16 protein-coding genes are annotated in these 20,683 nt (G+C 72.3%); 11 read left to right on the top strand and 5 right to left on the bottom strand.

What is annotated here, in order from left to right; translation table 11 throughout:
• Window positions 1-58 precede the first annotated feature (58 nt).
• Both AB0M02_RS13865 and AB0M02_RS13860 read right to left on the bottom strand, forming a co-directional pair.
• Window positions 59-1,219 carry a PrsW family intramembrane metalloprotease gene (locus tag AB0M02_RS13865; protein ID WP_364225870.1) on the bottom strand — a complete coding sequence of 387 codons (1,161 nt, stop codon included), beginning with the start codon at window positions 1,217-1,219 and terminating at the stop codon, window positions 59-61.
• A complete protein-coding gene (locus AB0M02_RS13860) occupies window positions 1,216-1,848 on the bottom strand; it encodes a hypothetical protein (RefSeq protein WP_364225867.1) in 633 nt (210 codons plus the stop codon). Before AB0M02_RS13860 ends, AB0M02_RS13865 begins: the two co-directional genes overlap by 4 nt.
• 300 nt (window positions 1,849-2,148) lie before the next feature.
• Here AB0M02_RS13860 and AB0M02_RS13855 point away from each other — a divergent pair, with 300 nt between their 5' ends.
• Both AB0M02_RS13855 and AB0M02_RS13850 read left to right on the top strand, forming a co-directional pair.
• Window positions 2,149-2,766, top strand: a complete 618-nt coding sequence (locus tag AB0M02_RS13855) for a hypothetical protein (protein WP_364225864.1) — start codon at window positions 2,149-2,151, stop codon at window positions 2,764-2,766.
• Window positions 2,767-2,816: 50 nt separating this feature from the next.
• On the top strand, window positions 2,817-3,707 hold the full coding sequence (locus AB0M02_RS13850; protein WP_364225861.1) for a GGDEF domain-containing protein: 891 nt from the start codon (window positions 2,817-2,819) through the stop codon (window positions 3,705-3,707).
• A gap of 106 nt (window positions 3,708-3,813) precedes the next feature.
• Here the strand turns inward: AB0M02_RS13850 and AB0M02_RS13845 are convergent, their stop codons facing one another.
• Both AB0M02_RS13845 and AB0M02_RS13840 read right to left on the bottom strand, forming a co-directional pair.
• Complete coding sequence (locus AB0M02_RS13845) at window positions 3,814-4,467, bottom strand: response regulator transcription factor (protein WP_364225858.1); 654 nt, start codon at window positions 4,465-4,467, stop codon at window positions 3,814-3,816.
• Entirely contained in the window at window positions 4,464-5,687 is a 1,224-nt protein-coding gene (locus AB0M02_RS13840; RefSeq protein WP_364225855.1) for a sensor domain-containing protein, read from the bottom strand. The genes AB0M02_RS13845 and AB0M02_RS13840 overlap by 4 nt, the downstream gene beginning before the upstream one ends.
• A gap of 85 nt (window positions 5,688-5,772) precedes the next feature.
• On the opposite strand from AB0M02_RS13840, the gene fxsT reads away from it, so the two are divergent.
• The 4 genes from fxsT to AB0M02_RS13820 all read left to right on the top strand — a co-directional run bounded on the left by fxsT (window position 5,773) and on the right by AB0M02_RS13820 (window position 11,549).
• A complete protein-coding gene (gene fxsT / locus AB0M02_RS13835; RefSeq protein ID WP_364225852.1) occupies window positions 5,773-7,866 on the top strand; it encodes an FxSxx-COOH system tetratricopeptide repeat protein in 2,094 nt (697 codons plus the stop codon).
• Between the two features lie 71 nt (window positions 7,867-7,937).
• Window positions 7,938-8,708 (top strand): ABC transporter ATP-binding protein, encoded by a 771-nt coding sequence (locus tag AB0M02_RS13830; RefSeq protein ID WP_364225849.1) that lies wholly within the window; start codon window positions 7,938-7,940, stop codon window positions 8,706-8,708.
• A complete protein-coding gene (locus tag AB0M02_RS13825; RefSeq protein WP_364225846.1) occupies window positions 8,705-11,191 on the top strand; it encodes an FtsX-like permease family protein in 2,487 nt (828 codons plus the stop codon). Before AB0M02_RS13830 ends, AB0M02_RS13825 begins: the two co-directional genes overlap by 4 nt.
• Window positions 11,192-11,258: 67 nt before the next feature.
• Entirely contained in the window at window positions 11,259-11,549 is a 291-nt protein-coding gene (locus tag AB0M02_RS13820) for a hypothetical protein (protein WP_364225843.1), read from the top strand.
• Window positions 11,550-11,843: 294 nt separating this feature from the next.
• Here the strand turns inward: AB0M02_RS13820 and AB0M02_RS13815 are convergent, their stop codons facing one another.
• Window positions 11,844-13,073 (bottom strand): HDOD domain-containing protein, encoded by a 1,230-nt coding sequence (locus AB0M02_RS13815; RefSeq protein ID WP_364225841.1) that lies wholly within the window; start codon window positions 13,071-13,073, stop codon window positions 11,844-11,846.
• A 178-nt stretch (window positions 13,074-13,251) separates the two neighbouring features.
• Here AB0M02_RS13815 and AB0M02_RS13810 point away from each other — a divergent pair, with 178 nt between their 5' ends.
• From AB0M02_RS13810 to AB0M02_RS13790, 5 genes are all read left to right on the top strand, one after another.
• Entirely contained in the window at window positions 13,252-14,808 is a 1,557-nt protein-coding gene (locus tag AB0M02_RS13810) for a long-chain fatty acid--CoA ligase (RefSeq protein WP_364225838.1), read from the top strand.
• 218 nt (window positions 14,809-15,026) lie between these two features.
• The gene (locus AB0M02_RS13805) at window positions 15,027-16,211 is read left to right on the top strand and encodes a hypothetical protein (protein WP_364225836.1); all 1,185 of its coding nucleotides are present in this window, start codon (window positions 15,027-15,029) and stop codon (window positions 16,209-16,211) included.
• Window positions 16,208-17,152, top strand: a complete 945-nt coding sequence (locus tag AB0M02_RS13800; RefSeq protein ID WP_364225834.1) for a glutamate ABC transporter substrate-binding protein — start codon at window positions 16,208-16,210, stop codon at window positions 17,150-17,152. Before AB0M02_RS13805 ends, AB0M02_RS13800 begins: the two co-directional genes overlap by 4 nt.
• On the top strand, window positions 17,149-18,330 hold the full coding sequence (locus AB0M02_RS13795; RefSeq protein WP_364225831.1) for a hypothetical protein: 1,182 nt from the start codon (window positions 17,149-17,151) through the stop codon (window positions 18,328-18,330). The genes AB0M02_RS13800 and AB0M02_RS13795 overlap by 4 nt, the downstream gene beginning before the upstream one ends.
• A complete protein-coding gene (locus tag AB0M02_RS13790) occupies window positions 18,327-20,663 on the top strand; it encodes a tetratricopeptide repeat protein (RefSeq protein ID WP_364225828.1) in 2,337 nt (778 codons plus the stop codon). Before AB0M02_RS13795 ends, AB0M02_RS13790 begins: the two co-directional genes overlap by 4 nt.
• Window positions 20,664-20,683: the final 20 nt, after the last annotated feature.

The following is a 20,683-nucleotide window of genomic DNA, read 5'->3' as shown; positions in this document are numbered from 1 at the left end:
CGTGCCCGGCTCCGCTGACGGCGCACGCACCGAACGCTGACGCCGGGCGCACTGCTGGTCAGGGTCGCGAGAGGCGGGACAGTTCGTCGCGGGCGAAGGCGACGCGGTCGGTCTCGGCGCCGGCGGAGGCGGCGATCTGGTCGGCGAGGTCGTGGGCCGCCTCGAGCCGGTGGTGCCGGGCCCGGCGATGCGCACGCCCGCGTGCCGCCCGCCGGTAGGCCCGCCGCTGCCGCCAGCCGCCGGAGAGCGCTTCCAGTTCCTCCTCCGTGATCACGCCCCGCTCGGCCTCGGGCGTCATCACCGCGCGCATGGCCGCACGCTCCGGCCGGACCGTGTAGTGGAACAGCCAGATCACCACGGTCAGGCTGAGCAGGATCTCACCGCCCAGCAGCACCAGCAGGAGTCGCTCGCTCCCGCCCGCGAGGCCCACGTTCGCGTCCCACACGCCGTGCAGCAGCATCGCCGTAAGGATCAGCGCGACGCCGAAGCCGGTGCGGCGGCGCTGTGCCACGGTGCCGACGACGTACACGATGCCGGCGCCGGCGAGCGCCGAGTAGAGGATGTGCGACGAGAAGCCGGTCAGCAGCCGCAGGCCCACCGTGCTCAGGCTGGTGCCCAGCTGGTTGCTGCCGAACTCCGCGGACGCCGAGTTGAGCCCGTACGAGATGTCCTCGAGAATCTCGAAGCCGAGCCCGGCGAACGCACCGAGGATGAACCCGTCGTAGGCGGTGCGGACCACCCGTGGCGCGAGGAACAGCAGCAGGAGCACGCCGGAGCCCTTGGCGAGCTCCTCGAAGAACGGTGCGGTCAGGCCCGCGCCCCAGGCCATCTGGAAGGACTGGCCGAACAGCTTCTGGTACAGGCTGAGCAGCGCGGTGTTGCCGGAGAGCGCGACACCCCACGCGGCGGCGACCCCGCCCCACACGAACGCGGCGACCACGAGCCGGAGCGGCTGGCGCGAGTAGCGGTCGATGCGGACGGTGAACCACCAGAACAGCACGCCGTACAGCGCGAAGATGACCGCGCTCGCGGCCAGGGCGGGCGCGTAGAGCCGGATCCCGGCGTTGATCTGCCCGAACAGGACCCAGAGGCCGTAGCCGACGCCGAGCACGTACACCCAGAAGCAGGCGTTGCGCGGCTGCCACAGGTGGACGGGGTTGCCCCAGCCGGTCCGCTCGATCGCGGCGTCGCGGGCGGCGAGCGTGTCCCCGGCGGTCACGATCCGCTCCCCCCGACCGGGCGCACCGACTTGATCATGGCGGCGACCTCGGCGGACACCGTGCCTGAGACGGCCTGCGGACCGGCCACCTCGATCTCCACCCCGATCTCTCCGAAGACGTACGCCGCGACCAGCCCGTCGGCGTGCGTCCCGTCGAAGTGCGCGGCGGCGCCCCGCTGCCCGGTCTCGTTGGTGATGGTGACCGGGTCGCCGACGACGTGGAAGCCCGCGTCGTCCGGCACCCGCAGCCCCTCGTCGGTCTTCTCGATCTGTGCCAGCAGCTCGGCCGGCGTTCCACGGTACGTATCCGCGGTCACCTGCAACGCGACACCGCCGTAGGTCACCGCCGCGGTGCCCGGGTAGCCCGCCGGCCCCGCCTCGCCCTGGCGCAGGCCGGTCAGCAGGTTCGCACCGGCGACCGGTGTGAACTGCACGCCGTCGCCGACCTGCACGACGTCGGCGGCCCGGATCGGGTCGTCGACCCGCACCCGGTCGTTGATCGCCGGCACGATACACACCGCCACCGCGAACAGCAGCACGACGAGCGACGCCGGCAGCAGCGTCCGCCGGTCCATACCGAGCAGGCGCCGGTCGACCGGCACCCAGTTGACCCGCCAACTGTCCGACACGTCCCGACGCTAGCAGCGAGAGAGGCGGATGACGCTGCGGGCGGGGTCGCGGCAACGACCGGTCCCGCCCGCAGCGCCTGTGGACCGGCTCCCGCCGGAGCGGTCCGGGTGGGCGGGGCGCGGCTTGGCGACAGGCTCCGGCGCAGTCTGCTCCCCGGGTGTTACAGAACGCGGCGCCACAAGGCCCAAGGCCTGAGGAACGCAGTTCCCGGCTCTTCGGACAAATTTGTCAAAAACGCTATTAAGGTCCTTAATCCCTGCGAAGATCAACTGACCGGAGATCGACAGCGGGGGTGTTCTGTGCGCAATGACGAGATCACGAGCCGGCGGGAGGCACTGGCCGGACTGCCGGGCGCCCGCCGGGCGGAGACGGTTCAGCGCCCGTGGTCCTGCCTGTTCACCCCGTCGTCCGCCGGTCAGCACCACCTGCCGCTGGAGCTGGTGCGCCGGGACATCGCCGGCGACCGGCCGGGTGTGCCGCTGATGCTGCGGGTGCGGGTGCTCGACGCCGCAACCGGCGATCCGGTCACCGCCGCCGTCCTCGACGTCCGGCACCGCGACGCGACCGGCGAGACCATTCTGCGCGGCGCGCAGGTCACCGACGCCGAGGGGTACGCCGAGTTCCGCACCGTCCACCCCGGCTGGCTGCCCGGCCGCGCTGTCCATCTGAGCGCCGAGGTGCACGTCGGCGGCTGCCTCGCCGGGGGCCGGTCGGTGGCGCACGCCGGTCGCCTCTACGTCCCGGAGCCGGTCGCCTCCCAGGTCGCCAAGCTGGCCCCGTACTGCGACATCCCGGCGCCCCGCACCTCCACCGACGGCAAGGCCGGTCAGCTTCTCGTCGTACCCCGCGACCGCTTCGACGTCTCCGCCGGTCTGCTCGCGACCATGGCCGTGGGAATCGGAACCCCCCAGGCCTGACCGGAGCGGCAAACCCGAAAGTCCGGCGCCGCACGGCCGATTCCCACAGGGTGCGCATCCGACAGCCCACGCCGAGCCGCCCCGCCGAGCCCCTGCTCGCGGTCGCGATCGAGTGGCTCAGCCGGCTACCGGCCCGGCAGCTGACCCTGGCCGCGACGACGCTGCTCGCCCTGATCGGCCTGGCCGACTGGGTCACCGGCCGGGACGTGGCGATCGCCGTCGGCTACCTGCTCCCGGTCTTCGTCGCCTCGGCCGCCGGTGGCCGCCACAGCACCGCCGTCGCCGCCGTCTCCACGCTGACCTGGACCGGGGTCGAGTGGCTCAGCCGCGACGAGCCGTACGCGTACGCCATGGTCCCCGCCTGGAACCTGGTGGCCCGCTTCGCCGTCCTCTGGCTGGTCGGCACGCTCGTCGGTCACCTCGCGAACCGCCTGGCCGAGGAGCGTGGACTCTCGCGCACCGACGCGCTGACCGGTCTGCCGAACGCCCGCGCGTTCCGGGAGGCCGCCGAGGACGAGATCGCCCGGATGCGGCAGACCGCCGCCCCGCTGACCGCCGCCTACGTCGACGTCGACGGGTTCAAGGCGATGAACGACACGAACGGCCACGCCACCGGCGACGAGGTCCTCGCCGCGGTCGGCCGGGTACTGTGCCGCGCCACGCAGGGTGCGGCCCGGGTGGCGCGCCTGGGCGGTGACGAGTTCGCCGTCCTGCTGCCCGGCGCCGGGCGCGAGCAGGCTCTGGAACGGCTGCGGCGGCTGCACGACGAGCTCCTGGAGGGCACCGCCGCCTGGTCACCGCGGGTCGGCTTCAGCATCGGGGCGGTCACCTTCACCGAGCCGCCGCGGAACGCGTCCGATCTGGTGGGACGGGCGGACCGGGTGATGTACGGGGCGAAGCGCCACCAGCGCAACACGATCCGGGCCGAGACGGCGGCATAGCGGCGCCGCGGCGCATGACGGCTCCGGGCATCATGACCGCCACACGCCGCGGCATGAGGTAGTACTCCCCCGGAACCGAGCGGAGTTCACAGCAGAAAGTGCCAAGTTAGCCGCGGAGATAGGCGAGCACGGCGCGCACCCGGCGGTGGTCGTCGGCGTCCGGTGGCAGGTCGAGCTTCGCGAGCAGGCTGCCGATGTGCTTGGCGACCGCCGCCTCGGTCACCACCAGTTCCCGGGCGATGGCCGCGTTCGAGCGTCCCTCCGCCATCAGCCCGAGCACCTCCCGTTCCCGCGCGGTGAGCCGGTGCAGCGGATCGCGGCGCCGGCCGAGCAGCTGGCGGACCACCTCCGGGTCGACGACGGTCCGGCCCGCGGCGACCGCCTGCAGCGCGTCGACGAACTCGGTCACCTCGCCGATCCGGTCCTTGAGGAGGTAGCCGACGCCCGCGCCCTGCCCGGAGTCGAGCAGTTCGGACGCGTACGTCTGCTCGACGTACTGACTGAGCACCAGCACCGGCAGCGACGGGTCGGCGGCGCGCAGGGCGATCGCGGCCTGCAGGCCCTCGTCGCTGAAGCCGGGCGGCATCCGCACGTCGGTGACCACCACGTCGGGCCTGAAGTGCGCCACGGCCACCCGGAGCTCGTCGGCGTCACCGACCGCCGCCACCACGTCGTGCCCGAACTTGCGCAGCATGCCGGCGACGCCCTCGCGGACGATCACACCGTCCTCGGCGATGACGACACGGAGCGAGGTACTCACAACGGGATCTCCACGTGCACGAGCGTAGGCCCGTCCTCCGGGCTGGACAGCGTCACCGTCCCGTCCAGCACCGCGACCCGGTCCGCGAGCCCGACCAGCCCCGACCCCTCCGCCGGATCGGCACCACCGATCCCGTCGTCGTGGATTTCCACGATCAGCCGTCCGCGGTCCGTGGTCCACGCGGTGACCGCCGCCCGGTCCGCTCCCGAGTGCTTGGCCACGTTGGTCAGCGCCTCGGTCACCACGAAGTACGCCGTCACCTCGACGGCCGGTGACAGCCGCCCCGGCAGCCGCAGATCCAGGTCGACCGGCACCGGCGCCGTCGACGCGGCCTCCCCGATGGCCGCCGCCAGGCCGCGGTCGGTCAAGACCTTCGGATGTACGCCGCGGATCAGCTCACGAAGGTCGGTGAGTGCCTGCTTGGCGAGGTCGTGCGCGGCCGCGACCGACGACGCGGCGGCCGAGCCGGCCGGCAGTTCGAGGCGGGCCATCCCGAGTTGCATGCTGAGCGCCACGAGCCGTTGCTGCGCGCCGTCGTGCAGGTCGCGCTCGATGCGCCGCCGTTCCACCTCGAACGCGTCGACGAGCCGGGCCCGCGACCGGGTCACCTCGACGAGGCGGTCGTCGCGGGGCGCCAGGATCGCCCGGGCCATCGCGGCGCGCGCACCGGCCCAGGCGGTGATCGGGTACGCCAGGATGACGGTCAGCGGGATGCCCGCCAGCGTGAACCAGATCGTGTTCGACAGCGGCTCGTCGTCGATGATCAAGGGCGCGAGGAGTGTGCCCAGCACGGTGTATCCCGTGCCGAAGACCACGAGCGCGTCCATCCAGCACAGCACGCCGGCCGAGACCATGGCGTACCCGAGCTCGCGCCAGGTCGCCTGCTCCCGCAGCCGGAACATCAGCCAGGCGCGCAGCCCTTTCCCGGGCACGGGCTGGTGCGGGTCGGACAGTTCCTCCTCGTCGACCAGGCGCAGCCGGCGGCGCTCGACGCGGGCCACCACGATGCCGGAGAGGACGGTCGCCACGTAACCGGCGAATCCGATCACCAGCACCGACAGCACGGTTCCGGCGAGCAGCAGCCCGACGACGGCGAGGATGGTGGCCGAGCCGAGCAGCACCCCGCCCAGCAGGTAGGCGAGGGAGCGCCACGGCCAGGCCGAGCGCAGGAACACGGTCGGCCGCAGGCTGAGCGCCTCCAGGGCGTTGCGGACCGGCATGACGGGCACGCTACCGGGACGCCGGGACGGCTGTCGGTAGTGGTGGATATACCCTTCAGTGACGCTGCGCAAGGAGTTGATCACCGTGACTGATTCTGGTGACAGCTATCAGGTCGATGCCGCCGGTGGGCGGGGTGTCCAGGTCGGATCGGGCAACGTCCAGAACATCGTCGGTGTGGACCCACCGGCGCCGCAGACCGTGGGCGCGGGTGCGGTGGTGCACAACCTGCCGCAGGCGTCGGCGGTGTTCCTGGGCCGTGACCTGCGGGTGCTGGCGGATCAGCTGGGCGGCGACGACGCGGGTGTCGTGGTCGGCCAGGCCGGCGCGGTTCACGGACTCGGCGGGATCGGTAAGAGTGAGCTGGTCAACCACTACGCCCGGACGTTCCTGTCGCGCTATTCGCTGGTCTGGTGGATCACCGCCGACAGTGCCCAGAATCTGGGGTTGGGGCTGGCCGCGCTGACCGGCCGGTTGCATCCGGTGGCGACGCTGGCGGACGCGCAGGCCTGGGCGATGGGCTGGCTGCAGGCCAACACCGGCTGGTTGCTGGTGCTCGACAACGTCGAGGACGTCAACCACATCGCTGATCTCGTCGGCGTGGTCGGCGGCAACGGCCAGATCCTGGTGACCACTCGGCGGGATCTGGGTGCGGCCCGGTGGGCGATGCTCGGTCTGACGCCGTTCCGGTTGGGTGTGCTGCCTCGGGAGGCGTCGGTGGAGCTGCTGACCCGGTTGACCGGCAGGTCCGCCGATGGTGAGGGCGCCGATCGGCTGGCCGCTGATCTGGGAGACCTGCCGCTGGCGCTGGAGCAGGCCGCCGCCTATGTGAGCCAGCACGAGCGGCTGAGTTTCGACGACTACCGCACCCTGCTGTCCGAGCAGTTCGCCAGGGTGGCGGGCAAAAGCGGCTTCGGCGGAAAGGACGACCGGGCTGTCGCGTCGGTATGGACACTGACCATGACCGCTATAGCCGGGACGAGTGCGCTCGCTGCCCAGGTGATGGACGTGCTGGCCTGGCTGGCTCCCGACGACCTTCCCCACGACGTCCTGGTCCCATTGGCCGACGACCAGGTAGACCTCGATGAGGCGTTAGCACTGCTGGCCTCCTACAGCATGATCAGCCGCAGCGGACAAACCTTGAGCATGCACCGCCTGGTTCAGGCTACGACGCGGCACGGCCAGCAGGACGCCAGCACCGCTGAAGCCACACAGGACAGAGTGGTCAAGCTGCTGCTCGCCGCAATTCCGGCCGATCCGATGAACAATGTGCGGGGGTGGCCCCGGTGGGCTGCGTTGCTGCCCCACATCGACGCATTCACCGCGGTCCTGCCGGCCGATCACCGGATCGCGGAGATCCTTTGGTTAGGGAATCGGGCTGTCACCTACCGACAGTTCCAGGGCCAGACCAGAGCCGCGATCGAACAGCGCGAGCGCATCCTGGCCGACTCCCTGCGGCTGTTCGGCAAGGACCACCCGGACACGCAGATCACGCGGCACAATCTTGCGATCGCCTATCGGGACATGGGGCGGCTGGACGAGGCAATCGCCGCATTCGAAGGTGTGCTGGCCGACCGCCGGCGACTGCTCGGCGACGGCCACCCGGAAACACTGACCACGCGCAACCAACTTGCTTTGGCCTACGAGGCGGCGGGGCGACGGGACGAGGCAATCACCGAGGCCGAGAGTGTGCTGGCCGACCGTAGCGGGCTGCTCGGCCGGGAACACCCGAGCACCCTCAATTCACGACACAATCTCGCGGCTGTCTACCGGGAGGCCGGTCGGCTGGACGAGGCGATCGCCGAGTTCGAGAGTGTGCTGGCTGATCGGCGGCGGCTGATCGGCGAGGACCACCCCGACACGCTGACCACGCGAGGCCAACTTGCTGTGGCCTACCAGAGGGCGGGGCGACTCGACGAGGCAACCACCGCACTCGAGAGCGTGCTGACCGACGCGCAGCGAGTGCTCGGCGACGACCACCCGAGCACCCTGACCACGCGACACAACCTTGCGATCGCCTACCGAGAGGCAGGGCGGCTGGACGAGGCAATCACCTCACTCGAGAGCGTGCTGGCCGACGCGCGGCGGCTGTTCGGCGACGACCACCCCAACACCCTGACCACGCAGCGCAATCTCGCCGCTGTCCACCGGGCGGCGGGGCGGGAGCCCGGAGAGAGGTAGTGCTGGGTATACCCCCGATCCTCGACTCCGCGTGACTGTGCCCGGAAAGCGGAGATGAACGAATAGCGGGCATGACCAATCGAGAGACGGCCGCCGTCGAGCTGCGCGCGGTAACCAGGCGCTATGGCACCGGCGAGCGCGCCGTGACCGCCCTGGACCGGGTGGACGCCCGCTTCGAGCCCGGCACGTTCACCGCCGTGATGGGACCGTCCGGATCCGGCAAGTCCACGCTGTTGCACTGCGCCGCCGGCCTCGACCGGGCCGACGACGGCCAGATCATCATCGACGGCACACCCCTGGACGGGCTGAGCGAGCGCAACCTGACAAAGCTGCGCCGCGCCCGCGTGGGTTTCGTCTTCCAGGCGTTCAACCTCGTCCCGGCCCTGACCGCCGCCCAGAACGTAGCCCTGCCGATGCGCCTCGCCCGCCGCCGCCCGGCCCCGGGGCAGGTGGAGGCGATGCTGGCCGAGGTGGGACTGGAGGGGCGCGCCGCACACCGCCCGTCCGAATTGTCCGGCGGCCAGCAGCAACGGGTCGCGATCGCCCGCGCCCTCGTCACCCGCCCCGCCGTGCTCTTCGCCGACGAACCGACCGGTGCACTGGACGCGCGGTCCGGCGCGGAAGTGCTGCGCCTGCTGCGCACCGCCGTGGACCGCCACGGCCAGACCATCGTCATGGTCACCCACGACCCGATAGCCGCTGCGCACGCCGACCGCGTCCTGTTCCTGGCCGACGGCCGGGTCGTCGACGAGCTGACCGGCCGCCCCGGCGCCGAGCGCATCGCCCTGCACACCGCGCAGACCGAGCAGGTCGCGCCGCGCACCGGGGCGGCGTTCCGATGAGCGCCGCCTACGCGATGGTCCGGCACCGGTTCGCGAGCTTCGCCGGCACGTTCGTCGCGGTCGCGCTCGGCGTGGCCGTACTGGCCGTCTCCGCGACCCTCTACCTGAGTTCACAGCCGCAGGCGCCGGCCCGCTACGACCATGCGCCGGTGCTGATCCAGTCGCCGCGGGTGGGCACGAACGACTACGGCGAGGACGAGCGGCGGGCCTGGACCACCGCGGAGGCAACCGATCTCGCCCAGCGCCTGGCCGCGCTCCCGGGCGTCACCGCGGCGGTTGCCGACCCGTCGTTCTACGTGCAGCGGCTGGAGCGGGGCCGGGCGACGGGCGATGCGACGGCGGCGCGGATCGACGGGCACGCCTGGTCGTCGGCGGCGCTGGGCGGCTATCGGCTCACCGCCGGCCGGGCTCCGGCGAGGGCGGGCGAGGTCGTGGTGGCGAACGCCGCGCCCGGTCAGCGGCTGGACGTCCTCACCGCGCGAGGACCCGAGACCTGGACGGTGACCGGAACTGCCGATGGTCCCGGGTTCTACCTCGCGGACGCCGACGCGATGCAGCGCGCGTCCGGCGTACGCATCATCGGATTGACCTCGACCGCCGACGAAGCGCTGGTGGCGGACGCGGCGCGCGCACTGACCGGGCCGGCCGGCGACGTCGTGGCGGGCGCTGACCGAAATCGCCTGGAGCCCGAAGGGGTGACCCGCATCCGCTGGATCGGCGCGCAACTGCTCATCGCGTTGGTCACTCTGGGTGCCTTCGCCACCGTCTTCGTGGTCTCCTCGACCTGCGCGCTGAGCGCGGCGCAGAGACGGCGCGAGCTGGGACTTCTGCGCGCGGTGGGTGCCACCCCGAGCCAGGTGAGACTGCAAATGTACGCCGAAACCGCGCTGATTTCCCTGCTAGCCGGGCTGGTCGGCGCTCCGCTCGGTGCCGCGGCCGCCCCGTTGCTGGCCGCACCGATGGTCGGCGCCGGTCTGGAGCCGGCCGGGTTCACGGCCACCTGGCAACCCGCCGCCCTGGTCGGAGCAGCGTTACTCGGTGTGATCGTAGCCCTGTGCGGCGTCGCCGTGGCCGCCCGCCGCGCCAGCCGGGTCCCGCCGCTGGACGCCCTGCGCGAGGCCGCCGCCGACCCGCGCCCGATGACCGCTTCCCGCTGGATCGGCGGCCTGCTCGGCACCGCCGGCGGGGTGGTCCTGCTCGCCACCATGCCGGCCATGCCGCTCGAGACGCAGACGACCGCCGGCATGGGCGCCGCGATGCTGCTGATCGGCGCCGCCGCCCTGCTCGCGCCGATTCTGATCATCCCGCTGGTCCGGGTGATCGCGTGGCCGGCGCGCGGCACCGCGGCCGGGATGCTGGTCCGCGAGGGCACCCTGACCGGGGTACGCCGGGTAGCCGCCACCGCCGCCCCCGTGCTCGCCACCGTGGGCCTGACCGTGCTCCTCACCGGCACGATCGCGACGATCGAGGGCGCGGTCGGCATCGAGGAGTCCGCCGAGTACCCGGCCACCACCCTCCTCGTGCCGGACGGCACGCCCGGACTCAGCGAGAAGGTCACCACCGCCCAGCGCGGCGACGCCGAACTCCCCACCCGCGTCCTGGTCAGCCATCCCGGCGGAATCACCGGCTACCACGCTGCCGGGGTCACGGGCGCACCAGAGGGCGCCGCCCCACCCTCCGACATCCCCGCTCCGCCCTCCGACGCCGCCGCCGCACCCTCCGACGCCGCCGTCCCGCCCTCCGACGCTGCCGTCCCGCCGTCCGACGCCGCGGCCCCGCCCGCCGACGACGCGGCCCCGCCCGCCGACGACGACGCCGCCCCCGCGGAGGGTGCCGTTCTGCACACCGAGACGGCCGACGAGCTGGGCGTGCGGGCCGGTGGCACGATCGCCCTCCGCTGGCCCGACGGCACCACCGCCGACATGCCGGTACTCGCCGTGGAGCCGGACGCGAAGGCACCGATCACGCTGCCCCGCGACCTGGTCCGCGCGCACGACCCGGACGCGCTGACCTCGCTGGTGGTCCTCTCCGGCGACCCCGCGCCCGGCCCCGGCGCCGAGGCCGTCGCGGTGCGCGACTTCGTGCAGCGCGAGATCGACGAGGAGGGCCGGCTCGTCGACCTGTTCCTGTGGGCGCTGATCGGGCTGACCGCCGGGTACACCGGCATCGCGGTGGCCAACACCCTGCTGATGGCCACCGCCGCGCGCCGGCCGGAGTTCCGGGCGATGCGGCTGGCCGGCGCCGGCACCGGCCAGGTGCTGCGGGTCGTCTCGGCGGAGTCGCTGCTCGCGACCGGGGCCGGCGCGCTGCTCGGCGCGGTCGTGGCCGGCGGGTCCCTGTTCGGGATGCGGGCCGCCGTGGAGAACGAGCTCGGGCAGCCGGTCGCCCTGGTGATCCCGTGGGGCGCGGGCACCGCCGTGACCGCGGCGTGCGCGATTCTGGCGGTGCTCGCCGCCGCCCTGCCGGTGGTCCGGCGCCCCTGAAAACTGGGGGCATCTTTATCTGCTCGTAACCTTTAGGCTGACGCGATCGCTCGGTCTTAGGGGTCGCATGGGGAACAGCGCGCGCCGCAAATGGCTCGGGGCGCTGGTCGCCGTGCAGGCGATCCTCGTCCTACCGGTGGTCTTCGTCTGGCTGGGGCCGGCTCAGTCCGAGCCGGCCCCGCTCGACCTCTACCTGGCGCTGTTCGGCCTGCCCTGGTCACTGATCGCCGTGCTGGTCGACGACCGCCACCTGCTGATCGCCGGCGCGGCCCTGCTCAACCTCGCCCTGACCACCGGCCTCCTGTGGTGGTCCGGCCGCCACCTGGTCGACGAACCAGACAGCGAACACCTTCTCTAACCACCGTGTGAAGTTGCGCCCCGCTCCACACCCCATTTCCACACGCAACGCCACACCACCGCGCCGTGTGAAGTTGCGCCCCGCTCCGCACCCCAACTCCACACGCAACGCCACACCACCGAACCGTGTGAAATTGCGCCCCGCTCCGCACCCCAACTCCACACGCAACGCCACACCACCGCGACGTGTGAAATTGCGCCCCCCTCCGCACCCCAACTCCACACGCAACGCCACACCACCGTGACGTGTGAAATTGCGCCCCGCTCCGCACCCCAACTCCACACGCAAGGGGGGTCAGGCTCGGGCGGCGCCGAAGCGGGGGCGGGTGGTCGCCGGTGAGAAGCGGTGTGCGGCGGTCAGCGTCCGGGTCGACCAGCGCATCGCGTCCAGTGCCGGCCCGGCCAGATCGCCCGAGCCCCAGTCGCCGTCCTCGTACGCCCGGACCGCCTCCAGCAGCCGCCCGAGCCGCCCGGTCCCGTGATTGACCGCGTCGGCGACGTCCGCCGACAGCGGCAACTGCTCCGCCATCACCGACGGCGTCGTGCCCATCAGCCGGGCCATGCCGGTGACCAGGCCGGCCACGAAGGCGGCACCGGGGTCGGCGTTGAACCGGTGCGCCAGGTTCTCGCAGAGCCGGGCGTGCGTCAGCGCCGTGAGCAGCTGCTCCTCCGGAGCCTCGGCCACGTCGTCGACCACCATGAGGGTCGCCCAGCGGCGGATGTGGTTCAGGCCGATCAGCATGATCGCCTGGCGGACCGAGGAGATCCGGCTGACCACGCCGGCGGCCACCGAGTTGCTGACCCGCAGCACGCGCAGGGCGAGCGCCGGGTCACTGGCGATGATGGTCGTGATCTTGTCGAGGCGCACGTCCGGGTGCATCAGCGCGGCCACCAGTTCGAGGCGGCGCAGGCGGGACGGCGAGAGGCTGGGCGTGCTGAGGACCTGGGGGCGGCTCAGCGCGTACCCCTGGCGCAGTTCCATGCCGTAACGGTCGGCGATGGCCACCTGCTCAGCGGTCTCCAGGCGCTCGGCCACCAGCTCGATGCCGGGATACTCCCGGCAGGCCCGGACGATGTCGTCGAGCCGGCTCAGGTCGCCGTCGAGCAGGTCGAGCTTCACGTAGGACGCGAGGCCGAGCAGGCGCTCGTGTCCGGAGCCCCAGACGAAGTCGTCCAGGGCGATCTTGTAACCGGCGTCGGCCAGCGCGGTGATCCCGTCGATCACCTCGTCGTCGACGTGCACCGTCTCCAGGATCTCCAGCACGACCTGCTCGGGCCCGAACGGCAGCGGCAGGCGGCCGGTCACGAACTCCCTGGTCAGGTTGATGAAGCACGGACGGTTACCGGCCACCTCGGCGATACCGAACTCGGTGAACGCGTTCACCATCACGGTGCTGGTGGCATACGTGTCCTGCCGCCCTGAGGCGACGTCGTCCATACGGCCGCGGAACAGCAGCTCGTACGCCACGACCGCTCCGCTCACGTCGAAGATCGGCTGACGGCCCACGTGTACCGCATCCAACACCGGGATTCCCACGTCGCAGCCATCGGCAGTCCGGCGGCCGACTTGACGAATCCGGCGAATCAGCCGAGAAAAAACCGCATCGCAACAAAGCCGGAACAGAGGGTTCCGGGTCGCGGCCGGCCATGTTGGGATGAGACGGCCGTCACAAAAAGCCGAAGACAAGAAGGGGATCCACCGGATGCTCAACCTCTCCGTACTGCTGGAGGACAGCGCCCGCCACTACCCGGAGCGCGACGCCGTGGTGTTCGGCCCGCGGCGGCTCACGTACGCGCAGGTGAACGCCGCGGCAAACCAGGTGGCGAACCTGCTCGTGTCGCGCGGCATCCGGCCCGGTGACAGGGTGGCGCTCTCCTGCCCCAACCTGCCCTACTTCCCGGTCGTCTACTACGGCATCCTCAAGGCCGGCGCCGTCGTCGTGCCGCTGAACGTGCTGCTCAAGGGCCGCGAGATCGCGTACCACCTGAAGGACTCCGAGGCGAAGGCGTACTTCTGTTTCGAGGGCACGCCCGAGTTGCCGATGGGCACCGAGGGGTTCGCGGGGTTCAACGACGCCGCGGACGCCGAGCACTTCTTCCTGATCACCGCGGACCCGGCCGCCGCGTCGCCGATCGAGGGCGCCGAGACGATGGGCGCCGCCCTCGCCGGCAAGACTCCGGCCTTCGAGACCGTGCTGCGCGCCGAGACCGACCCGGCCGTGATCCTCTACACCAGCGGCACGACCGGCCAGGCCAAGGGCGCCGAGCTGTCGCACTCGAACCTGGTGCTCAACGCGCTCACCTGCAACCGGCTCTTCCGTACGCTGCCGGCCACCGACACCCACCTGCTCGTGCTGCCGCTGTTCCACTCGTTCGGCTCCACGGTCAACATGAACGCGGGCTTCTCCACCGCCGCCACGCTGGTGCTGCTGCCCCGCTTCGACGCCGCCGCCGCGGTCCAGCTGCTGCAGAGCGAGAACGTGACGTTCTTCGCCGGCGTGCCGACGATGTACTGGGGACTACTGAACGCGCTCGCGGAGAAGGCGGACGAGGTCGACGTCGAGCGGATCGCCCGCAACATGCGAGTCGCCGTCTCCGGCGGCTCCAGCCTCCCGGTGGAGATCATCAAGGCGGTCAAGGAACGCTTCGGCGTCACCATCCTGGAGGGCTACGGCCTGTCCGAGACGTCGCCGGTGGCCACGTTCAGCGACCCGGACGCCGAGCCGCGACCCGGCTCGATCGGCATCCCGATCTGGGGCGTCGAGGTGAAGCTGATCGGCCCGGAGTGGAACACCGTCGAGGGCTCCGACGAGATCGGCGAGATCGCGATCCGCGGGCACAACATCATGCGCGGCTACTACAACCGGCCGGAGGCGACGGCCGAGGTGATGCGCGACGGCTGGTTCCGTACCGGTGACCTGGCCCGCCGTGACAAGGACGGCTTCTACTACATCGTCGACCGGGCCAAGGACATGATCATCCGGGGTGGCTTCAACGTCTACCCGCGGGAGATCGAGGAGGTCCTGATGACCCACGAGGCGGTCTCGCTGGCCGCGGTGATCGGCGTGCCGCACCCGAGCCACGGCGAGGAGATCAAGGCGTTCGTGATCCTGAAGCCGGGCACCACCGCCACCGAGGAGGAGCTGGTGGCGTGGGGCAGGGAGCAGATGGCGGGATACAAGTACCCGCGGATCGTGAGTGTCGTGGAGTCGCTGCCGATGACCGCCACCGGCAAGCTGCTCAAGCGCGAGCTCAGCTGACGACCGGCCCGCAGGCGCCCGGCGGCTCCCGCCGGGCGCTTGATCACTTGCGCGCGTGACGCACAGTGGAGGGCAACGGGAGCGCGACACGGAGGCGAAGTTTGACCACTGCGATGGCCCAGCGGTCCGCGACGGGCGTACCGCCGCGGATGTCCGCCTTGCACCGATGGGGGCAGCTTCGCCAGACCTCCCCGGGCCGCCTGCAGATCATTCTGGTGATGTTGCTCGTGCTCAGCATCCTGACCGGCCTGGTCGCCGGGCTGACCACGAGCTCGGCCGCGAGCGGCACCGGCGACCTGCGCGACCGTGCGCAGCCGCTGCTCATCGAGGCGGAGACGATCTACACGGCCCTGACCGACGCGGACACCACGGCCGCGCAGGCGTTCCTCGCCGGCGGGCTGGAGCCGGCCCGGCTGACCCAGCAGTACGAGTCGCGGATCGCCCAGGCCACCACCGCGCTCACCTCGGCCGCCCGGCGCACCCCGGAGGGCAGTGACGCCGCGAAGGCGGTCGAGGAGCTGGCCCGCGGCACCGCGCGGTACGCGGCACTGGTCGCCACCGCCCGAGCCGTCAACCGTCAGGGCTTGCCGGTCGGCGCGTCGTACATGGCCTCCGCGTCGCAGCTCAACCGGGAGACCCTGCAGCCGCAGGCCAAGGATCTGCTCCAGTTCGCGCAGCGCGAGGTCACCGGCGGCTACCAGGACGCGCGCAGCCCCTGGTGGCTGATGCTGCTGCTGGTCCTGATCACCGCCCTGGTGTTCGCGCTGATCGCCGCCCAGCGTTACCTGAGCCGCACCACCCGCCGCACCTTCAACGTCCCGCTCGTCGCCGCCACCGGGCTCACCGCCGTCCTGGTGGTCGCCGGCTGGCTGGTCTTCACCAACCAGCGCGGGCACCTGTCGTCCGCCGAGGCCGACGGGTCCGCGCCGATCGCCGCGCTCGCCGGCATCCGGGGCACGATCCTGCGCGAGCGCGCCGACGAGGCCCTCACCCTGGTCGCCCGCGCCGGCCGCGGGCCGTACGAGGAGGACTTCGACCGGATCAGCCAGTCGATCTCCTTCGCCGACCCCGCGCTCGACGACGTCGAGGGGCTGATGGAGCAGGCGCGCGACCAGCACGGGCTGTTCGTCGACCGGCACCGGGAGATCCGCGCGCTGGACGACGGCGGCGACTACGACGCCGCGGTCGAGCTGGCCGTGCGCGCCGACACCGCGTCGGCGTTCCAGGTCCTCACCACCACCGTGGACGACGCCATGAAGGACCGGAAGGCGGTCTTCGAGACCGACATCCGCTCCGCCGGGTGGGGTCTCACCGCGCTGACCGTCCTGGGGCCGCTGCTGGCCCTGGCCATCGCGGCGCTGGCGGCGATCGGCCTGCGGCCCCGGCTGGAGGAGTACCGATGAGGATCGTTCTCGCCGCGACGGCCGTCCTGGCCTTGCTCGGCACCGCGGCGTGCAGCGCCGCCTCACCGCGGCGGGAGGCACCCGTGCCGGTGCTTCCGGACGGCGCCACCTCGGCGCCCGCGCCCGCCGCGCCGGACACCTCGTGCAACCCGCGGGCCAGCCTGCGCCCGTCCGGTGCCCTGCCCGCGCCCGGCGCGCTGCCGGCCGGCAGCCGGATGGCCGAGATACGCAGGAGCGGCCATCTCGTGCTCGGCACCAGCCAGGACGCCGTGCTCTTCAGCTCGCGCAACCCGCTCACCGGCCGGATCGAGGGCTTCGACGTGGACATGGGCCGCGAGATCGCCAAGGCGATCTTCGGCGACCCGGAGAAGCTGCAGATCAAGGTCGTCCCGCGCTCCGAGCGCGCCAACTGGGTCCGCGACGGCAAGGTCGACCTGGTGATCAGCACGATGACAGCGAACTGCGCCCGGTGGAAGGAGGTCGACTTCTCCACCACCTACTACGTGTCCGGCCAGCGGGTCCTGGTCGCCAAGGACTCGATCGTCAAGAGCATCGACGACCTGGACCGGCAGACGGTGTGCGCGGCGGCCGGCTCCACCTCGCTGGACAACATCGCCAAGCAGCCCGGCAAGCCGATCGCGGTGGCCAAGCCGACGTTCGGCGAGTGCCTGGTCGCGTTCCAGCAGAACGAGGTCGTCGCGGTCTCCACCGACGACACGATCCTGGCCGGCCTGGCCGCGCAGGACCCGTACGCCAAGGTGGTCGGCCCGCCCTTCACCGTGGAGCCGTACGCCATCGCGATCTCCAAGAAGCACCCCGACCTGACCCGTTTCGTCAACCAGGTCCTCGACCGGGCCCGCGCCGACGGCACGTGGGCCGCCATCTACTACAAGTGGCTCGCCGGCAAACCGCCCACACCTCCGGCGGCTCAGTACCGATGACCGTTCCCCTGGCCTCCGCCGACGCGGAACTCGCGCGCCTGGAGAGCGCCGTCGCCGCAATGGCGACAAACCTGGTCGAACTCGACGAGAACCCGGATCGCAAGGAACTCGGCACCGCACGGCTCACCGGCCGCACCGCCGCCGAGTGGACCGCGGCCGAGGACGCGCTGAGCCGGCTCTGGCAGGGTCACCGCCAGCTGGGCGAGGTGATCGCCCGGGCACGGGCGCTGCGTGACCGGCGCCGGCTCAGCGACGACGACCGGGCCCAGTTCGCGCACCAGGTCCTGGGTTCCTCGATCACGCTCTCCACCAGCACCGTGCCGCTCGCCCAGCGCGGCCTGCTCGGCGCCGGCCAGGTCGTCACCACCTGCTCCCCCGCCCAGTTGCTCGCCGCGATGGAGTCCGCGTTCGCAACCGCGGTCGACGTGGTGACCCGCGCCGGCGAGCGGTGGCGCCGCCTGCTGCCGGCCGCCGCGGACGCGGTGACCGTTCTCGCCCACGCGCGCACGATGACGTCCGGGCGTGATCCTCTTCTCGACGAGGCCGACCGTCTGCTGGACTCGTTCACCGGGACCCTCGCCGGTGATCCGCTCGGCGCCGACGAGTCGGTCCTGGCCCGGGTGCGCGCGCTGGTCGAGCGGGCGGACGCCGAGCGGACCTCGGCCGCCGAGCTGCGGGCCTCCCTGGAGCAGAGGCTGCGCGACGCACGCACGCTCGCTGCGGAGATCGCGACGGCCAGGCGTGCCGCTGAGGCAGCACGCGAGGCGGCGGCCGGGCGTTTCCACAATCACAAGATCGCAGATGTACGGGCAAACGACGCCGACGCCGATCTCGCCGCGATCGAGGCGCTCGCCGCGGCCGGGCACTGGTCGCTGATCAGCCCGCGCCTGTCCGCGTGGAAGCGGCAGTCCCAGCAGACCCTGGCCGCGCTGCGGGACGCGGCCGCCCGCAACACCGGGATGCTCGCCGAGCGCAACGAGCTGCGCGGGCGGCTCGACGCGTACCGGGCGAAGGCACTGAGCCGTGGCCTCGGCGAGGATCCGGCGCTGACACCCCTCGCCGCCGCGGCGCGGGCCGCCCTCTACGAGGCGCCGTGCGACCTGGCCGCCGCCCGGTCCGCCGTGAACACGTACCAGGATGCTCTGTCCGCGACGATCGCCGCCAGGGAGGCGCGATGAGATGCCTGCGTGACTGTCCCGGCACCATCGAGGACGGCTACTGCGACACCTGCGGCATGGCGCCCGCCGCGGCACCGGCCGCCACGCCCGTGGCCGCACCGGTCGCGGCACCCCAGCCGGTGGCCACCGGGCCGCTCGCCTGCGGGCGGGCCGGCTGCGACGGGACGATCGAGGACGGGTACTGCGACACGTGCGGGCTCGCCCCGGCGGCCGGAGCCGTCCTGAAGCCCCGCACGGCGACGGCCGCCTCGCGAGCCGCCGCCTCCAGCCGGTCCACCCGGAGCGGTGCGCTGTCCACGCGTACCGGATCGAGCAGCCGCGCCGGCGGCTCCCGCAGCCAGTCCCGGCGCCGCTTCGGCGGCGGGCTCGTCGACATCGCGCCGGTCACCCAGGCCGACCCGGCCACCGCGGTGATGGCGGTCGCCGAGGTGCCCGAGTCGAAGCGGTACTGCGCCAAGTGCGACAAGCCCGTCGGGCGCGCCCGCGGCGACCGGACGGGCCGCACCTCCGGCTTCTGCGCCGCCTGCGGCGAGCCGTTCAACTTCACCCCGAAACTGGCCAAGGGCGACCTGGTCGGCGGGCAGTACGAGGTGGTCGGCCCGCTCGCGCACGGCGGCCTGGGCTGGATCTACCTGGCCGTCGACAAGAACGTCTCGGACCGATGGGTGGTGCTCAAGGGCCTGCTCAACTCCGGCGACGAGGACGCCCTCGCCGCCGCGGTCGCCGAACGCCGGTTCCTCGCCGAGGTCGAGCACCCGAACATCGTCAAGATCTACAACTTCGTCGAGCACGACGGCGCCGGCTACATCGTGATGGAGTACGTCGGCGGCAAGTCCCTCAAGGACCTGCTCAAACAGGCCGGCAAACCGCTTGGGGTCCACCAGGCGCTGGCGTACGTGCTGGAGATCATGCCGGCGTTCGGCTACCTCCACGACCGCGGCCTGATCTTCTGCGACTTCAAGCCGGACAACGTGATCCAGTCCGGCGACCAGATGCGGCTCATCGACCTGGGCGGCGTCGTGCACGTCGACGACCAGGAGGCCGCGATCTACGGCACCGTGGGGTACCAGGCGCCGGAGATGGCCGTCGACGGGCCGTCGATCGCCTCCGACCTGTACACGATCGGCCGCACCCTGGCCGTGCTCACCACCGACTTCCGCGGCTACCAGAGCACGTTCAAGGAGAGCCTGCCGTCGCGCGGCGAGTTCGACGTCTACGAGCGGCACGAGTCGTTCCACCGGCTGCTGGTGCGGGCCACCATGACCGACCCGGCCGAGCGGTTCGTCGACGCGGGCGAGATGACCGAGCAGATGCTCGGCGTGCTGCGCCAGGTGCTGGCCGCCGACGGCGAGCCGCGGCCCGCGCCGTCCCGGCTGTTCACCGGCGAGCTGCGGACCGACCTGCGCGACGACACCGTCTTCCAGCAGGGCGTGCGCTGGCAGGACCTGCCGACCCCGCTGATCGACCTCACCGACCCGGCGGCCGCGTTCCTCGCCTCGGTCACCGTCACCGACCCGTCCGAGGTGCTCACGCTGCTCGGCAAGGCACCCCAGTACACCGTCGAGGTCCGGCTCCGCGAACTGCGCGCCCACATCGACCTCGGCGCCCGCACCGGCCGGTACGACGACGCGCGCGCCGCCCGCGCCCTGCTCGCCGAGTCGGCACCGGACGACTGGCGGGTCGCCTGGTACGACGGCCTGCTCGGCCTCGCCACCGGCGACCACACGCAGGCCCGCGCCCGCTTCGACGCGGTGTACGCGGCCCTGCCCGGCGAACTCGCGCCGCAACTGGCCCTCGGGTTCACCGCAGAGGCGGCCGGCGACCGGGTGGGCGCGGCCCGCTACTACGACGTGGTGAGCCGAACCGACCCGGCGTACACGACGGCGGCGGCCGGGCTGGCGCGCTGCCGCCTGGCCGGGGGCGACCGGGCCGGGGCGGTGGAGGCGTACAACCGGGTGCCGGGCACGTCGTCGGCGTACCGGGTGTCACAGGTCGGCGCGGTCCGGGCCCTGGTGCGGGCGCACGAGTCGGCGGCGGTCGACGTGGACTCCCTCGCCTCGGCCGCCGAGCTGATCGAGCGGCTGGAGATCGAGACGGCCCAGCTGGCGGCGCTGCGGGCGGAACTGCTGGAGCAGGCATTGCGCACGCTCGGCGCGGGGACGAGGATTCCGGCCGTGGTGCTGGGCGGAACCCGGACCGGGCACACCGGCGAGCGCGAAGTACGGTTCGCGCTGGAGGCCGCTTACCGGGAGATGGCCCGGGCGACACACGGGCCGGAGAAGATCCGCCTGGTTGACATGGCGAACGCGGCGCGGCCGCGTACGCGTACGTGAGAAGGGCGGGAACGACGCCG

The organism is Actinoplanes sp. NPDC051861 (assembly GCF_040681145.1).
In the GTDB taxonomy this organism is placed as follows: domain Bacteria; phylum Actinomycetota; class Actinomycetes; order Mycobacteriales; family Micromonosporaceae; genus Actinoplanes.
This window is presented reverse-complemented; position numbering and strand designations above follow the sequence as displayed.

What these genes read in the sequence shown, in the direction of transcription:
- AB0M02_RS13840 (WP_364225855.1), bottom strand. Translation starts at nt 5,687, where the DNA reads ATGCCGGTCCGCAACGCCCTGGAGGCGCTCAGCCTGCGGCCGACCGTG.
- AB0M02_RS13830 (WP_364225849.1), top strand. Translation starts at nt 7,938, where the DNA reads ATGACCAATCGAGAGACGGCCGCCGTCGAGCTGCGCGCGGTAACCAGG.
- AB0M02_RS13825 (WP_364225846.1), top strand. Translation starts at nt 8,705, where the DNA reads ATGAGCGCCGCCTACGCGATGGTCCGGCACCGGTTCGCGAGCTTCGCC.
- AB0M02_RS13820 (WP_364225843.1), top strand. Translation starts at nt 11,259, where the DNA reads ATGGGGAACAGCGCGCGCCGCAAATGGCTCGGGGCGCTGGTCGCCGTG.
- AB0M02_RS13810 (WP_364225838.1), top strand. Translation starts at nt 13,252, where the DNA reads ATGCTCAACCTCTCCGTACTGCTGGAGGACAGCGCCCGCCACTACCCG.
- AB0M02_RS13805 (WP_364225836.1), top strand. Translation starts at nt 15,027, where the DNA reads ATGTTGCTCGTGCTCAGCATCCTGACCGGCCTGGTCGCCGGGCTGACC.
- AB0M02_RS13800 (WP_364225834.1), top strand. Translation starts at nt 16,208, where the DNA reads ATGAGGATCGTTCTCGCCGCGACGGCCGTCCTGGCCTTGCTCGGCACC.
- AB0M02_RS13795 (WP_364225831.1), top strand. Translation starts at nt 17,149, where the DNA reads ATGACCGTTCCCCTGGCCTCCGCCGACGCGGAACTCGCGCGCCTGGAG.
- AB0M02_RS13790 (WP_364225828.1), top strand. Translation starts at nt 18,327, where the DNA reads ATGAGATGCCTGCGTGACTGTCCCGGCACCATCGAGGACGGCTACTGC.